This is a genomic window from Chromohalobacter moromii, from assembly GCF_023091865.1.
Taxonomy (GTDB): Bacteria; Pseudomonadota; Gammaproteobacteria; order Pseudomonadales; family Halomonadaceae; genus Chromohalobacter; species Chromohalobacter moromii.
In genome coordinates this window covers 205,906-221,941 of the sequence record NZ_JAHXDI010000003.1, presented here as the reverse complement: position 1 = coordinate 221,941, position 16,036 = coordinate 205,906, and the positions used below count along the sequence as shown (strand labels likewise).

Annotated in this window: 14 protein-coding genes; 6 read left to right on the top strand and 8 right to left on the bottom strand. The window is 59.9% G+C overall.

Annotated features, from left to right (window positions below):
* Nucleotides 1-30 precede the first annotated feature (30 nt).
* From KZO83_RS11035 to KZO83_RS11020, 4 genes are all read right to left on the bottom strand, one after another.
* Nucleotides 31-819, bottom strand: coding sequence for an amino acid ABC transporter ATP-binding protein (locus KZO83_RS11035; RefSeq protein WP_272493598.1), 789 nt, complete (start codon nucleotides 817-819; stop codon nucleotides 31-33).
* Nucleotides 812-1,477, bottom strand: coding sequence for an amino acid ABC transporter permease (locus tag KZO83_RS11030; protein ID WP_247620858.1), 666 nt, complete (start codon nucleotides 1,475-1,477; stop codon nucleotides 812-814). The genes KZO83_RS11035 and KZO83_RS11030 overlap by 8 nt, the downstream gene beginning before the upstream one ends.
* Before the next feature lie 24 nt (nucleotides 1,478-1,501).
* Nucleotides 1,502-2,143: an amino acid ABC transporter permease gene (locus tag KZO83_RS11025; protein WP_247620857.1), complete on the bottom strand. Its 642-nt coding sequence runs from the start codon at nucleotides 2,141-2,143 to the stop codon at nucleotides 1,502-1,504.
* A gap of 78 nt (nucleotides 2,144-2,221) precedes the next feature.
* Complete coding sequence (locus KZO83_RS11020; RefSeq protein WP_247620856.1) at nucleotides 2,222-3,145, bottom strand: transporter substrate-binding domain-containing protein; 924 nt, start codon at nucleotides 3,143-3,145, stop codon at nucleotides 2,222-2,224.
* 250 nt (nucleotides 3,146-3,395) lie between these two features.
* Here KZO83_RS11020 and pdxR point away from each other — a divergent pair, with 250 nt between their 5' ends.
* Entirely contained in the window at nucleotides 3,396-4,856 is a 1,461-nt protein-coding gene (pdxR, locus tag KZO83_RS11015; protein ID WP_247620855.1) for a MocR-like pyridoxine biosynthesis transcription factor PdxR, read from the top strand.
* An 84-nt stretch (nucleotides 4,857-4,940) separates the two neighbouring features.
* Here the strand turns inward: pdxR and KZO83_RS11010 are convergent, their stop codons facing one another.
* Nucleotides 4,941-6,257 (bottom strand): aspartate aminotransferase family protein, encoded by a 1,317-nt coding sequence (locus tag KZO83_RS11010; protein WP_247620854.1) that lies wholly within the window; start codon nucleotides 6,255-6,257, stop codon nucleotides 4,941-4,943.
* 316 nt (nucleotides 6,258-6,573) lie between these two features.
* On the opposite strand from KZO83_RS11010, the gene katG reads away from it, so the two are divergent.
* The 3 genes from katG to KZO83_RS10995 all read left to right on the top strand — a co-directional run bounded on the left by katG (nucleotide 6,574) and on the right by KZO83_RS10995 (nucleotide 10,567).
* Nucleotides 6,574-8,727 (top strand): catalase/peroxidase HPI, encoded by a 2,154-nt coding sequence (katG, locus tag KZO83_RS11005; protein WP_247620853.1) that lies wholly within the window; start codon nucleotides 6,574-6,576, stop codon nucleotides 8,725-8,727.
* 285 nt (nucleotides 8,728-9,012) lie between these two features.
* Complete coding sequence (locus KZO83_RS11000; protein ID WP_247620852.1) at nucleotides 9,013-9,765, top strand: sulfite exporter TauE/SafE family protein; 753 nt, start codon at nucleotides 9,013-9,015, stop codon at nucleotides 9,763-9,765.
* 40 nt (nucleotides 9,766-9,805) lie between these two features.
* Nucleotides 9,806-10,567, top strand: coding sequence for an SDR family NAD(P)-dependent oxidoreductase (locus tag KZO83_RS10995; RefSeq protein ID WP_247620851.1), 762 nt, complete (start codon nucleotides 9,806-9,808; stop codon nucleotides 10,565-10,567).
* Between the two features lie 497 nt (nucleotides 10,568-11,064).
* Here KZO83_RS10995 and KZO83_RS10990 read toward each other — a convergent pair whose 3' ends face one another.
* Entirely contained in the window at nucleotides 11,065-11,598 is a 534-nt protein-coding gene (locus KZO83_RS10990) for a 2,4'-dihydroxyacetophenone dioxygenase family protein (RefSeq protein WP_247620850.1), read from the bottom strand.
* 168 nt (nucleotides 11,599-11,766) lie between these two features.
* Here KZO83_RS10990 and KZO83_RS10985 point away from each other — a divergent pair, with 168 nt between their 5' ends.
* Nucleotides 11,767-12,357: an NADPH-dependent FMN reductase gene (locus KZO83_RS10985; RefSeq protein WP_247620849.1), complete on the top strand. Its 591-nt coding sequence runs from the start codon at nucleotides 11,767-11,769 to the stop codon at nucleotides 12,355-12,357.
* A 64-nt stretch (nucleotides 12,358-12,421) separates the two neighbouring features.
* Here the strand turns inward: KZO83_RS10985 and KZO83_RS10980 are convergent, their stop codons facing one another.
* On the bottom strand, nucleotides 12,422-12,919 hold the full coding sequence (locus KZO83_RS10980; protein ID WP_247620848.1) for a TspO/MBR family protein: 498 nt from the start codon (nucleotides 12,917-12,919) through the stop codon (nucleotides 12,422-12,424).
* A 340-nt stretch (nucleotides 12,920-13,259) separates the two neighbouring features.
* On the opposite strand from KZO83_RS10980, the gene KZO83_RS10975 reads away from it, so the two are divergent.
* Nucleotides 13,260-13,850, top strand: coding sequence for a manganese efflux pump MntP (locus KZO83_RS10975; protein ID WP_040240644.1), 591 nt, complete (start codon nucleotides 13,260-13,262; stop codon nucleotides 13,848-13,850).
* A gap of 140 nt (nucleotides 13,851-13,990) precedes the next feature.
* On the opposite strand, the gene KZO83_RS10970 is transcribed toward KZO83_RS10975, so the two are convergent.
* Nucleotides 13,991-16,030, bottom strand: a complete 2,040-nt coding sequence (locus tag KZO83_RS10970; protein ID WP_247620847.1) for a pyrroloquinoline quinone-dependent dehydrogenase — start codon at nucleotides 16,028-16,030, stop codon at nucleotides 13,991-13,993.
* Nucleotides 16,031-16,036 lie beyond the last annotated feature (6 nt).

Below are 16,036 nucleotides of genomic sequence, written 5' to 3'. Positions count from 1 at the left end.
GGGGCTCGATAGATCATTGTCCTCGTCCGTTCAGGCGGGCGAGGGCGTATCGTGATTTTCGAGGAACTTGCGCACACGGTCAGTCTTGGGGGTGGTGAAGAAGGTCTCCGGGTCGGCGCGTTCGATGATCAAACCTTTTTCCAGGAAGACGACCTGATCGGACACCGCACGGGCGAAGGCCATCTCGTGCGTCACCATGACCATGGTGTAGCCCTCGGCGGAAAGGTCCTTGATTACCGCCAGTACTTCGCCCACCAGCTCCGGGTCCAGCGCCGAGGTGGGCTCGTCGAAGAGCATCACCTCCGGCTGCATGGCCAGCGCCCGGGCGATGGCCACACGCTGCTTCTGGCCGCCCGAGAGCGTGTTGGGATAGCTATCACGCTTATCCACCATGCCGACTTTCTCGAGCAAGGCCATGGCCCGCTCCTCGGCCTCGCGCTTGGACGCTCCCTGTACGTGGATGGGTGCCTCGGTGACGTTGTGCAGCACGTTGAGGTGCGGCCACAGGTTGAAGCCCTGGAAGACCATGCCGGTCTTGGCGCGGACCTTGGCCAGCTCACGCACTGGCATAGGGCGGCCGTCCTCATGGACCCCTATGCGCTGCCCGGCAATATGAATGCTGCCCCGGTCGGGCTTTTCCAGCCAATTGATACAACGCAATAACGTCGACTTGCCCGAGCCGGACGAACCGATGATCGTGACCACCTCGCCGGTTTTCACCTCCAGTTCGACATCGCGCAACACCTCGACATCATCGAAGCTTTTCGAAAGGTGGCGGATCGAAACCGCCGCCATCTCAGACGTGTTTGCTTCAGACATTGTCGAACCCCCGTTTGGCGCTGAAACGCCCACATTGTTTGATGATGATCTCCATCGTCACGCTGATCGCCCAGTAGAAACCGATCACGACGATGAACGCCTCGGTGGGAATGAAATAGGTACTCGATAAGCTGTTGGCGGCGGCGGTCAGCTCACTCACGGTGATGATGACGAGAAAGGCCGTGTCCTTGAGCGCATAGATCAACTGGTTGCCCAGCAACTGACGGGTTTGCATGATGATCTGAGGGAGCAGCAGTCGAAAGAACATCTTGCCCTTGGTGAAGCCATGCGCCTTGGCGGCTTCGATCTGCCCTGGCGGAAAGGTTAAGCGGTTGCCACGGAAAATTTCGGCGAAATAGGCGCCGTGATACACCGCCAGCGCCCCGACCCCTGACCACCAGGCATCGAGGCGAATACCGACACTTGGCAAGCCGTAATACAGCAGATAGGCGAGTATCAAAAACGGCAGCATACGCATTGCGTCGATGAATATTCTCAGCGGTATGGTTAGTCGCTTGCGGCTTTCTTCGAGTAAATAAAGCAGCCCGCAGCCGATCACAAAGGCACCCACGATCGACAGGCCAAATATTTCCAGGGTGCTCAGAAAACCGCTCCAGAACTGTGCGCGTTCATCCCATAGGATTTCCCAATTGCTCATGCTCGTATCCTCACCGTTCTATTCTCACGTTGCCAGCCGGTTGGCACGGCGTTCGGCGAGACGCTGTAGCCATACCAGGCAACCGATTATTGCCATGTAGAGCACGCCGGCGACGAGAATGGGCGGCAGTGGCTCATAGGTCACGGCCGAGATGCGATTGGTCACGCGGGTCAGATCGACGATGCCGATCACCGCGATGGCGGGGCTGCCCTTGATCAGAAACGACATCTCGTTGACCAGCCCGGGCAAGCTGGTAATCACCATCTGCGGCAACATGATGCGGCGAAAGGTAACCCATGGCGTCATGCCCGTTGCCATGGCCGCTTCGCTTTGCTCGCGAGAGAAATTGCGAAATGCGCTTCGCCAGATCTCGGCATTGAAAGCGGTGGTATTGAGCGTCAACGCCAGGATGCCGGCGACGCTGCGGTTGAGGTCGAGCCCCAGGTCAGGAGCGCTGAGAAAGATGAACAGTGCCAGGGTCACCAGGGGAGTGGCGCGGGCCACGCTGATGTAGAGAACGAGAAGTTGGTCGACGATGGGAATTCGCGCGAGGCGAATCAGGGCGATGACCAAACCCGCCATGACCCCGATGGCAATCGAGACAGCGGAGATCCAGAGGGTGGTCCAGGCCCCTTCCAGCAACATGTGCCAGGCGCTGGCATTCATGACAGAGTCCCCGAGCTAAGGAATAAGGGCGACGCCGTGGCTGGTCCACGGCGTCGCAGTGACACAGGCGGCAAGCTCTCAGTCGTCGAGACCGGCCAGTTCGTGGAACTGTTCGACGCTCTTGAGTGGTTTCTCGGGCAGATTCGGGAAGCTTTCACCGAACCATTTTTCTTGCAGCTCGGCGAGGCGACCGTTTTCCTTGAGGTGTTCCAGGAAGCCAGTCATGTACTCCAGCAGTTCAGGGCTGTCCTTGGGCACTGGCCAGGAGACATAGCCCGCCCCGGACACCGCCGGGCCTTTGGCGAAGACGTCCGGCTTGGACGCCACTAGCGTATTCACTGGCACCGCTGAATCGATGACGTAATCCAGGCGTCCATTGGCGAGATCGGCGAAGGCTTCGGGATAGGATTCATACTGTACGACTTCGCCGAGTTCGCCACCGTCATCCTCGAGCATCGTCTCCAGTTCCGGCAGGCGCGAGAGCAGTACGCTGCCGGCCTGGACGCCGACGGTCTTGTCGCTGAGATCGTCGACATCGCTGATGCTGTCATCGTCGGCGCGTTTGATGGCGAAATGCTGGGCGGAGGCATAGGGCGGGGTGTAGTTGAACACGCGCAAACGTTCATCTGAGACGGATGCGCCGGTCAAGGCCATGTCGTACTGATCGTTGGAGACGGCTGCCAGCAGGCCTGTCCATGGCAGGATTTCCTGACGAATCTCGAAATCGGCGTAATCGCGCAGCTCTTCGAGCACATCGGCATTGAAGCCCTTGGCATCGCCGCCCTCGATGAAGTTGAAGGGCGCGTAGTTATCCTCGGTGGCCACCTCCATGTAGCCGCGTTCTTGGATTTCCTCCAGATCCGCCGCCAGGGCGGGTAGCGACAACGACATCAAGGTACCGGCTATGGTGGCGGCAATCGTCTTGGAGAAACGGGCCTTGGGGAAGCAGTGGGAGGAAATGGGACCTTTAGTGCGACCTGCGTTGCGAGTCGTGGGAAGCATCATAATCACCTTCGCTGTTGCTGTTGTTGTTGAGATCGTTGGCTGAGACCGAAGACGGCTCGCCATGCGGGGCAATCTCGAACGTGGTGAGTCCACCCTAAAGAATTCGACGTTGGTCGCTATAGAGCCAGTTGGGGGATGCCGACTGGCCAGATGTTTCGATGCCTAATCATGTGTCCATCCAGCCAGTGCAGCGTCATGGCGCGCTCCTTGCATCTACTCCGGTGTGATGCCTCATCGGGAGAAAACGATGCTCGACCATTATTTCCATCTCGATTTCGATACCCAGCGTGGGTTGCAGGAACAATTGCGTGAGTCGCTGCTCGATGCTATCCACACCGGGACCATTCCCGCCGATGAGGCGTTGCCGTCATGTCGCCGCTTGTCCCTGCAATTGGGCATTTCGCGCAATACAGTGGCGTTGGTGTACGAAGGCCTGGTCGAGGATGGCTACCTGGTCAGCCGACCGCGTAGCGGTTACTACCTACACGACGCTTATCATGACAGCGATACCCTGGCGCTGGCCCAAGCCACGAGCCAGACGACGGTGGATGCACCTTCCTGGAGCAAACGCTTCACGCATCGCCCCAGTCACTTGCAGGGCGTACTGCGCCCCAGCAACTGGATGCATTACGAGTTCCCCTTCGTCTATGGGCAACTGGATACGCGGTTGTTTCCCCTCGAACAATGGCGCGAGACTTCGAGACGCCTGCTGGGCGGGAACCGCGAGCGTCACTGGCTCAGTGATCGCTACGATCAGGACGATCCTATGCTGATCGAGCAATTGCGCACGCGAGTGCTGCCCAAACGTGGCATTCATGCGCAGAGCGATGAGATTTTGGTGACCCTCGGCTCACAGAACGCGTTGTTCTTGATTGCGCAGTTGCTATTCGACCGGCAAACGCGTGTCGCCGTCGAGAACCCCGGGTATCGCGAGGCGGTCAATGTCTTCCTGCGCCAGGGTGCCCAACTTCACTATCAGCATGTGGACGGCGAGGGCATGCAACTCGATGCCGAGACGCCACGCTGCGACTATCTCTACGTGACGCCCAGCCATCAGGGGCCGACCGGCGTTACCATGGGTCGTGCGCGTCGCGAGCAGTTGATTCAACAGGTCCAGTGCTTCGATCAGATCGTGCTCGAGGACGACTATGACGCTGAGGTGAACTTCGATCGTCATGCGCAACCGGCGCTGAAAGCCAGCCGTGTTGGGGGGCGGGTGATCTATATGAGTAGCCTGTCCAAACCGCTCTCACCGGGACTGCGACTGGGCTACTTGGTTGCTGACGCCGAACTGGTCGACGAACTGCGCGCCCTGCGGCGGCTGATGTATCGTCATCCGCCCTCGGCGCTGCAACAGCAGATGGCGCAGTTTCTCGCCCAGGGCCATTACGACCGCTATCTGCGCCAGTTCGCCGACGAGATGCGCCAGCGCTGGGAGACGATGAATGAGGCCATCACGACGCATATGCCCAGTTGCCGTCGGGTCGGCGGTGACCATGCCAGCGTGTTCTGGTTGGAAGCTCCGCAAGACGTGGATACCCAACGCCTGGCCTGGCAGGCCGCGCAAAACGGCGTGCTCATCGAGCCGGGTTTTCAGCATTTCTTTGAGCGCGTGCCACCGCGCAACTTCATGCGCCTGGGGTTCGGTGCCATCGACGCCGAACGCATCGAACCGGGCATCGAACGCCTAGCGAGAACGCTAGAGTAGCGGCGTACCCGCGACGACGCCGGGCAAAAGCCCGGCGCATGTTATCTAGCTTTGCGGTGGCGATGCCGCCCGCGATCCAGGCAATCAAGCGGCGTGCTTGGCCGACATCTCGCCCAAAACGTTATCCAGAATCGCCAGTCCCTGCTGGATTTCCGCCTCGCTGACGATGCACGGCGGGACCACATGAATGCGGTTCTCGGCCACGAACGGCAGCATGCCTTCGGCGAGTAGGGCGTGCTTGATCTCGCTCATCGCACTCGCTGATAGCGGCGTGCGGCTCTCGCGGTCGCTGACCAGTTCCAGGGCATGAAAGACTCCCAGTCCGCGTGTTTCGCCGACGATGGCATGCTCGCGCGCCAGGCGCTCGAGCCCCTGGCCGAGCACGCCTTCGCCGATGCGGGCGGCGTTTTCCACGACCCCTTCGTCGCGCATTGCATCCAGCGTGGCGACGATAGAGGCCATCGCCAGCGGATGCCCGGAGTAGGTCAGGCCGCCGAAGAACATGCGCTCGTCGAAATGACGGCTGATGGCGTCCGAGACCACAACGCCGCCGGCGGGTACATAACCGGAATTGACACCCTTGGCAAAGACGATCAGATCCGGCGTGACATCGAAGTGCTCGAAGGCGAACCAGCGCCCGGTACGCCCGAAACCGGCCATCACTTCATCGAAGATCAACAGGATACCGAACTCGTCGGCCAACGCTCGCACGCCCTTCAAGTAGTTTGCCGGGGGCATCAGTACGCCCGCCGTACCGGGAATCGGCTCGAGCAGAATGGCGGCAATGGCGCCGGGGCCCTCACATTCGATGACTCGGCGCAGGTGCTGCAAGGCGCGCTGACATTCCTCTTGCTCGTCGCTGGCCCAGAAGTCGCTGCGATACAGGTAGGGATTGAAAAAGTGCGCATGGCCGCGCGCGAACTCGTTGGGCACGCGACGCGGGTCGCCCGTGGCGACGATGGCCGACCCGGTATTGCCGTGATAGGAGCGATACGCCGAGAGGATCTTGTCGCGTCCGGTGTAACTGCGCGCCATGCGGATGGCGTTCTCGTTGGCATCCGCCCCGGCATTGGTGAAGAACACCTTGGAGAAGCCTTGCGGCGCACGCTCCACAATGCGCTTGGCGGCCTCGCCTCGGGCCAGATTGGCGTGCGCTGGCGCTACTGTGGTGAGTGTCTCGGCCTGCTCCTTGATCGCGGCGATGACTTTGGGGTGCTGATGGCCGATGTTGGTATTCACCAACTGGCTGCTGAAATCCAGATACTCCTTGCCCGCGTAATCCCAGAGACGGCAGCCCGCGCCGCCGGCAATCACCAGCGGATCGAGCTGGCCCTGTTGGGACCAGGAATGGAAAACATACTGGCGGTCGAGCTGGCGAACGAGGTCGTTGGTCGTGGTCATGAGCGAAGTCCTGTGCGTCGGCGAGGAACGGTGTCGGTTATCGCACAAGCTTAGGCAGCGTTTCCCGCGCCTAGATAGAGCCAGAAACACGCCGACCTCGTGACAGTGGTATGCCCATCACGCTCCGGCTCTCGTGTGATGATTTATTTCTATTGCATGAGTAGCAAAATACAAATTTTTACTATTACAAGGATGCTTTAAAAAAGGTCACGTCAATAACGCATGGCTGTCACTCAAAGGTGAGCACGATAACTAAGGTGCCGGCCATAAGTTCCTTGAATATCGCCAAGGCCAAGAGCACGAAGGGGAAAGCAATATGAGCGGAAAATGTCCAGTAATGCACGGTGGCCATACCTCCACTGGCACCTCCAATAAAGACTGGTGGCCGGAAGGTATTAATCTGGATATCTTGCACCAGCATGACCGCAATTCTAATCCGATGGATCCTGACTTCGATTACCGTGAGGAAGTCAGAAAGCTCGATTTTGACGCGCTCAAGCAAGACGTTCACGCGCTGATGACCGATAGCCAAGCTTGGTGGCCGGCTGACTGGGGCCACTACGGTGGCCTGATGATCCGTATGGCGTGGCACTCTGCGGGTACCTACCGTCTTGCTGATGGCCGTGGCGGTGGTGGTACCGGTAGCCAGCGTTTCGCCCCTCTTAACTCCTGGCCGGACAACGCGAGCCTCGATAAGGCACGTCGCCTGCTGTGGCCGGTCAAGAAAAAATACGGCAACAAAATCAGCTGGGCCGACCTGATGATTCTGGCCGGCACCGTCGCCTACGAATCCATGGGACTGCCGTCCTACGGGTTCTCTTTCGGTCGCGAAGATATCTGGGAGCCGGAAAAAGACATTTACTGGGGGGATGAGAAAGAGTGGCTGGCGCCTTCCGACGAGCGTTACGAAGACGTCGATACCCCGGAAACTATGGAAAACCCGTTGGCCGCAGTGCAAATGGGTCTGATCTACGTCAATCCCGAAGGTGTCAACGGCCAGCCCGATCCTCTCAAGACTGCCCAGCAGGTACGTGAAACCTTCGCCCGCATGGCCATGAACGACGAAGAAACAGCCGCGCTGACGGCGGGTGGTCATACCGTGGGCAAGTGTCACGGCAATGGTGATGCGTCTGCGCTAGATGCCGAACCCGAAGCGTCCGATGTCGAGAATCAGGGCTTTGGCTGGAGCAACCCGAACATGGGCGGCAAGGCGAGCAACGCCATCACATCGGGCATCGAAGGCGCCTGGACTACTAACCCCACTCAGTTCGACATGGGCTACTTCGATCTGCTATTCGGCTACGAGTGGGAGCTCAGGAAGAGCCCCGCCGGCGCTCACCAGTGGGAGCCGGTCGACATCCGCGAAGAAGACAAGCCGGTCGATGCCAGCGATCCCTCTATCCGTCACAATCCCATCATGACCGATGCGGACATGGCGATGAAGATGGACCCGACCTACCGGGCGCTGTGCGAAAAATTCATGGCCGATCCGGAATACTTCAAACAAACCTTCGCCAAGGCATGGTTCAAGCTGACCCATCGTGACCTGGGTCCGAAGTCGCGCTATATCGGCCCCGAGGTCCCTGCAGAAGACTTGATCTGGCAGGATCCCATTCCGGCTGGTAGTACCGACTACAGTGAAGAAGTCATTAAACAGCGGATTGCGGAAAGCGGTTTGAGCATCAGTGAGATGGTCAGCACGGCATGGGACAGCGCTCGCACGTATCGCGGTTCCGATATGCGTGGCGGTGCCAACGGCGCTCGTATTCGGCTTGCGCCCCAGAAAGACTGGGCAGGCAATGAGCCTGAGCGCTTGGCTAAGGTATTGGCGATATATGAAAAAATCTCTGCCGAGACCGGTGCCAGCATCGCCGATGTGATCGTCTTGGCGGGCAGCGTGGGTATCGAAAAAGCGGCCAAGGCGGCGGGCTATGATGTACGCGTACCGTTCTTGAAAGGTCGCGGTGATGCTCTCGATGAAATGACTGACGCCGACTCCTTTGAGCCGCTGGAGCCGTTGGCCGATGGCTTTCGTAATTGGCAGAAGAAAGACTATGTGGTCAAGCCGGAAGAAATGCTGCTCGACCGTGCCCAATTGATGGGGCTGACAGGCCCGGAACTGACCGTGCTGCTCGGTGGCATGCGAGTATTGGGCACCAACCATGGCGATACACAGCACGGTGTGTTCACCGACCGTGAAGGTCAGTTGACCAATGACTTCTTCGTCAACTTGACCGACATGGGCAATACCTGGAAGCCCGCGGGTAATAATCTCTACACGGTCCGCGACCGGCAGACGGACACCGTCAAGTGGACGGCGTCGCGCGTTGACCTGGTCTTCGGTTCCAACTCGCTGCTGCGTTCTTACGCGGAAGTCTATGCCCAAGACGATAATGGCGAAAAGTTCGTCAACGACTTCGTCGCTGCCTGGACGAAAGTGATGAACGCTGACCGCTTCGACGTCGCGTAACACCTCCTTCCTATGTAGTGCACTGCACACTAGGAACGCGGCACGGCCCTTCAAGACGAAGTGCGCCGTGTCGCGTTACCGCTTCCCTCCGCTTGACTTGATCCGACTACCCCCCTCCAAGTTCGTACCGTCCCGCACGCTGGTGTTTCGCGGGTAGCAGCGTACCTGTGCCGACCGCCGTGGCGGCGGGATGTCCCATCGGGACACCGTAACTGGCCCTACCGTGGCCTTTACAAGCTGGCTAGGCTGCTGTGCCAGTGCCTCATTCAGATCCCAGGAGCTGCCGTGTCCCCGACGCTGCCCACGCTTGCCGCTGCGATGAGCCTCGCGCTATTGGCGGGTGGAGTGCGCGGATATTGCGGCTTTGGATTCGCCATGCTGCTGGCGTTGGGATTGATGCTGTTCATGCCGCCGATCCAGGCCGTGCCGTTGGCGTTGCTGCTGGATCTCGCCACGAGCCTGGGACTATGGCGACGCGCCCTGCGTCATGCCGACTGGCCGTGCCTGCGCCCGTTGTTGCTGGGCATGGCACTGGCGACCGGGCTCGGGGTGTGGCTACTGGCGAGCGTGCCGGCCGCGCCGATGCGTATCGTCGTTGCGCTGTTGGCGATGAGCGGTGCCGTGGCCCTGCTCTGCCAGCGGAACGTCGCCTCGCCCGGTCGCGCTGCGCAAACGCGTGGCGTGGTGCTCGGCGCGGGCGGACTCTCGGGGCTGTGCATGACGCTGGCTTCCTCGGGCGGGCCGCCGTTGATGCTGTACCTGCTCTATCGCCGCATGCCACCGCTTGCGATGCGTGCCACGGCCATCATTTTCTTCGTCGCCAGCAGTAGCGCCTCTCTGCTCGGGCTGGGCCTGGCGGGTGCCTTGCACGCCAGCACCTGGCACTGGGCAGCATGGCTATTGTTGCCAGCGCTGCTCGGCAATGTCCTCGGCCAGTGGCGCTTCGAGAGCGCACCGCCGCGTTCGCTCAAATCCAGCGTCGCGCCGCTGTTGATCGCGCTCTCGCTGTGGGTATTGATCCGCGAGGCGCTTGCTTGATCCCCAACACCGCTCATTTCCACAACTGGAGGAAACCCTCATGACGGATTGTGTCTTCATCACCGGTGCGACGTCCGGTTTCGGCCGCGCCGCTGCGCATCGTTTCGCCGCCGCAGGCTGGTCGCTGGTGCTGACCGGGCGGCGTCTCGAACGCTTGGAAGCCTTGAAAAAAGAGCTGCAAGGCCAGGTGCCGGTGCATATCGCCGCCCTCGACGTGCGCGACAGCGACGCCGTGGATGCCGCCGTGGCCGCGCTGCCGGAAGGTTTCACGCGGGTGCGCACGCTGCTCAACAACGCCGGCCTAGCGCTGGCGCCGCAGCCCGCCCAATACACCGACCGGCGCGACTGGCACACCATGATCGACACCAACGTCACGGGGCTGGTCAATGTCACTCACGCGCTGCTGCCCACGCTGATCGACGTCGGCGAGGGCGCCACCATCGTCAATGTCGGCTCCATCGCCGGCCAATGGCCGTACCCCGGCAGCCACGTCTATGGCGCCTCCAAGGCCTTCGTCAAACAGTTCAGTTACAACCTGCGCTGCGACCTGATCGGCACGGGCGTGCGCGTGACCGACCTCGCCCCTGGCATCGCCGAAACCGAATTCACCCTTGTGCGCACCGGCGGTGACCAGGCCGCTGCCGACGCGCTGTATAGCGGCACCACCGCGCTTACCGCCGAGGATATCGCCGAGCAGATGTTCTACATCTCCACACTCCCCCCGCATATCAATTTCAATCGACTGGAAGTCATGCCGACGCGCCAAGCCTGGTCCGCGTTCGCCATCGATTACGATGAGTGAGGGAAAAGTCGCTACGCCCATGCTGTGAGGCCGGGGTCGGCTGGGAGCGGGAATGCAGAGAGTACGGTTTAAAGGTCGGAGGAAGTCCACATCCTTGTGGCAGGCTAGGTGCGGTTATTCTTTTATTAGTCTCCTTTCTTGTGTTTGTGAGGCTTAAGTGAGGGAGTGTTTCCGGGAGTATTTTTGTTATCCCGTTGACGCTTATCTGGCTTGCCAGTTGATTCGGCAGTTCTTTTTGGGCCTGGTTTGATTCCCATAGGTTTCTCCTTTATTGGCACTATTGAGTGGTCAGCGAAAGGACGATCGTATTCTAACGTCGTAATGGTTTTATAAGACGGATGGATACGCTCCCGGCCTTGTTGACATTTCTACTTCGGATTGTTTCCAGTTATTACCCTTCCCACACCTAACGCTACATTCACTGTAGTCAAAGCGTGTGAAAAAACACGCCGCTGGGTGTGTGGCGGCGTGGTGGCGGTGAGCTTAAAAATCGGTGATTAGCGGAAGAGGCTGTCCACCAGGTCGGCGCCGAGGCCGACTTTGTCGTAGTGCTCGCGGCAGAGGGCGATGTAGTCGTGCACGTCGAAGTGGCCGCAGGAGTCGCCGTTCTCGTCGAGCCAGATGAGTGGGCCGGTGACGATGAAGAAGACGCGCATCGGGTCGGGGTGGTCGTAGGCAACGAGGGTGTGGCCTTCGCCGGGCGTTTCGTAGATGAAGTCGCCAGCGGTGGCGACCCAGTCGTGCTCCAGGTAACCCCATTTACCAGAGATGGTGTAGGCGAAGACTTCATGCGGGTGGTAGTGGCGGTTGACCAGCCCAGCGCCCTTGGCCATGAGGACATCGCACCAGCGGTTTTGCGAAGGCGAGATCCATAGTGGCCGGGACGAGACGGTCTCGGAGAACGGTACGTAGTAGCGCTCATCCTCGGTGGGCGCGTTGGCGATGTGAACCTCGGGTCTGGCATCGGGCTTGAAGCTTTCGGCGATGGGGGCGAGGTCCTTCCAGAATTCGGTGGTGGCGTGGGTCGGCATGTCAGGCTCCTGTGCATTTTTGGATGTTCTCTACACAGTCATGCCCGGTTCCGCGCGGGAGATAAAGTAGGCTTTCGCATGGGGGTGGTCGTGGTGGCTTTTCCTCGACGGCGCTACTCTGAAGGGGCTTGTCTGTCCAATCACCCTTCGCGTTCGAGGTGCTTGCTCATGGCCGATCGTATTCTGGTTTTCTACGGCTCCTACCGGTCCGATCGCGCCGGCATTCGGCTCGCCGACTATATCGTCTGTGCGTTGAAGAATTGCGGCGCTGATGCCGAACTGGTCGATGCCAAGGCCGTCGATCTGCCGATGCTGGATCGCATGTACAAGGAGTATCCCAAGGGCGAGGCGCCGGCACCGATGGAGGCACTGGCGGCCAAGATTCGCGAGGCCGATGGTTTCATCTTCGTCACTGGCGAATACAACTGGGGCATGCAGCCGGGTCTGAAGAACCTGACCGATCACTTTCTGGAAGAGTGGTTCTGGCGCCCAGCCGGTATCGTCAGCTATTCGGCCGGCCGTCTTGGCGGTGCTCACGCCAATCTGGCCTGGCACGGGACTTTAGCTGAGATGGGTATGGTGGTCATTTCCAGCACGGTCGCAGTCGGTCAGATTACCAATACGTTGGACGAGAACGGCACGCCCGTCGGTGATGCTGGCAAATCCTTTGAACGTGCGTTTGGCCGGTTTGCGGATGATCTGACATGGTGGATCGAGGCGAGTAAACGCCAGCGCGAGCACCGGGCCCCACCATTCTAGGCCATCCTACTCGTTCGACGTCAGCCGGATTTTCAGTAAGGCGCTTCCTTCCCGAGAGTTGGCCTTACCCCAGCAATTGTGGGTTGAGTTGCCACACGGTGTAGGTCAGTGCCGTGGCCAGCGTCACCCAGGCTAGGTAAGGCACCAGAAGCAGCCCGGCCAGCGGACGCACGCGCCAAAAGGCGATGAGCGTGGCGAGGATCATGCCCCATAACAGTATGACCTCCACGAAGGCCAGCGCCCCTTGGTGCCAGACGAAGAACAGCCAGCTCCAGAGTGCATTGATGGCGAGATGCACGATGAACAGCGTCAGTACGCCCTGGTGCCGACGCCAGCCGCCTTCCCGCCAGACCAGCCAGGCGGCGACGCCCATCAAGGCGAAAAGGGTCGTCCACACCGGGCCGAAGGCGCCGGCGGGGGGTGCCCAACTGGGCTGCGTGAGTTCGGCGTAGAACTGCGTGGCATCCACTGATGCGATGGCGCCGATCCCGGCGGTAATGAAGCTGACCACCAGCCAGCCGATTAGACCGAGGACCTGGTGGCGAGTCGAAAATGCTTGCATGGCGGTATCCCTTCCCCGTCGAAACGATCTTCAGAATGTGTGATATGGCGATGATATGCCAAGCGTTTTTCAGCTATTGCGCTGAAACGTCGCAGTACGTTTGCTTTTCCCTATAAATCGCAAGGGATTGTTAAACCTTGGTTATTCATTCGAAGCATGCTCGCAGAGTGTTAACCGCCACGATATTGATCAATCCAGGTTAATTTTTACTTTATTTTCAGGTAGTTATTGTTATTCAGGGATGTCGGGTATAGGCTGTTTGAAAAGTTGACAAAAATAATCGGGTTTTGGGAATGAAGATGCGTTCTCAGCATCGCCTGCAGTGCATTATGGAGACCACATGAATCCTGCGTCGTTGATCTTGTTGGCGTTCGCCATGTCGACAGACGCCTTTGCCGCTTCCGTCGGCCGGGGTGCCGAACTGAGCAAGGTACGCTTCATCAGCGCGCTACGCATAGGGCTTGTGTTTGGCGTGGTGGAGGCGATCATGCCGTTGGCGGGATGGGCGCTCGGCCATGTCGCGATGCGTTTCGTTTCCGGGATCGACCACTGGATCGCGTTTGCCATGCTGGGGATGCTGGGCGGTCACATGATCTGGGAAGGGCTTCAGAAGGGCGGTGCCGACGCGATCAAGGTTGCCGGAGATCAGCAGGGAGACAAATCCATATGGCTGATTGCATTCACGGCGCTGGCGACCAGCATCGATGCCTTGGCCGTGGGGATTACGTTAGCGCTGACGGATATAAATATCGTCGTGGCTTCCTTGGCTATCGGCCTGGCGACGACATTGATGGTTACCTGCGGCACGTTGCTCGGTCGTGCTATTGGCACCGTCGTCGGCAAGTGGGCAGAGGTTTTGGGCGGCCTGATTCTCATCGCCATTGGCTTCGCCGTACTCTATGAGCATCTGGCCGGCGTTGTATCGGCGTGAACGTTTCATAGCCTGTTGGTCGGGGCTACAGACCTAGCCACAAAGACGCGAGCCAATAAAAACGGGGTGGGCCCAATGGGCCCACCCCGTCTGCTTTCTACGTTACTTCTATATTGCGTTCTAGCGCTTACTGACGGTCGTTATTCGTCGTCTTCCGGCAGTGCGTAGACGACGACTTGGTCGCCGACCTGATCCTTCAGGATCGAGTTACCGCCTGCTACGAAAGCGACATATTCGCGACCTTCATACTCGTAGACGGCGGGGTTGGCGACGGCAGGCGCTTCGGCCTGGTCTTCCCACAGTTCTTCGCCGCTGTCGAGCGAATAGGCGCGTAGCTTGGCGTCCATCGAGGCCCCGATGAAGACCAGGTTACCGGCCGTGACGGCAGGGCCACCGATGGTGGGCGAGCCCCAGCTTTCAGGCATGAAGAAGCCGTACTGCTGCGAGGAGCCGATCGGACGACGCCATTTCACATCGCCGGTTTTCATGTCGAGCGCGACGACTTCGCCGAAGGGCGGCTCCCAGCACGGCATGCCGAGCCAGTTACGTGCTACTTCGAGACGCATGCCGTAAGGCGCCCCTGTCTGCGGCGAGAAGCCGCTTTCGTTGCCCGAACCGCTGTCGGCCTTCTCGTAGGCCTCGCGGTCATAGAGCTTGATGGTCTGCACGATGTGCGAAGTGTTGACGATGGCCGTCTGGCTGACGGGGTCGAACGCGACACCACCCCATTGTACGCCACCGGCACTATCTGGGTAGGCCAGTGCACCTTCGCCCTTGGTGGTGGGCGGCGTGTACATGCCCTCGTACGTTAGGTCATCCCAGAGTGCCGAGCACTGACCACCGCCAACGACATCGGCGAGTTTCCAGATCTTCGGCTTCTCGGACTGGTCGAGCAGCGGAGCGGGCTTGGTTGGGAAGGGTTGCGTGTCCGCGTATTCTTCGCCTTTGACGGAGCCATCACCCTGCGGTACCGGACGCTCCTCGATCGGCCAGACGTCCTCTCCGGTCAGACGGTTGACGACGAATAGGAAGCCTTGCTTTGTGGCTTGGATCAATGCCGGAATTTCCTCGCCATCCACCGTGATGTCCATCAGTGTCGGCGCGGAGTTGATGTCATAGTCCCAGACATCGTGGTGGACCCACTGGCGTGACCAGACGACTTCGCCGGTATCGACGTCAAGCGCGGTGGTCGAGGTTGCCAGGGGGGCTTCCTCGGTGCGATTGCCGCCCCAATAGTTGGGTGACGGCGAGGAGATCGGCAGGTACACGAGGCCGTTTTCCTCGTCGGCGGACATGTGCGTCCACACGTTGGCGGTACCGCTCTTCTCACGCATCTCTTCGGAAAGGGCGTTGAAGCTCCATTCGCGCTCGCCTGTGCGGGCATTGATGGAGAACACGGTGCCGGGAGGCGCTTGCTCGAACGCCCAGTCCTTGCCGGCCCAGCCGAGGATCAGGTGATCGCCGACCACGGTCGGTGGCTGCAGCAGCGACAGCGGCCACTTAGCGTGGGTGTCGTTCCACTGGTTGACGTCGAGTACGCCGTTATCGGCGAAGCTGGTGCACTTCTCGCCAGTGTCGGCATCGACGGCGAAGAGCTGCGCGTCCATGGTGCCGAGATAGACGATTTTCTGGCAGGACTCGCCTTCGACCGGGTCATCCGCTTCCCAGTAGGCGACACCGCGGCTCTTGAGCGCGGGCTGCGTCATTGCTTCAAGCGTGGACTCGGTATCGAAGCTCCACTTCTGCTCACCAGTGGCAGGGTCTAGCGCGAGAATGCGGTAGAACGGCGTGCCGATATAGAGCGTGTCGTTGGCGAAGACCGGCGTCGCGGACCAGACAGTGGGTGGCAGGTCGCCGGAGCCATCGGAGACATCGCCGGTGTGCACTTCCCAGGCTTTTTCCAGGTCACCGACGTTGTCGGCGTTGATCTGGTCGAGAGGGCTGTATTTCTGCGCGTTGAGCTGGCCGTGGAAGCTATCCCAGGTTGGCGTGCCGGGGACCAGCGGTATCGATTCGGACGAAGCTTGCTGGGATGAAGCTTGTGACGTCGCGCCCTCTTGTGCGCTCGAGGCATCTTGGTCGGCGCTCTGATCCTGCGCCAAAAGCGGCAAAGGCGTCAGGAAAAGCGCCAGCGCCGTGGCCGTGCCCAGGCGTTGCGCGGTGGTTCTCAATGTCGGCATGGGACG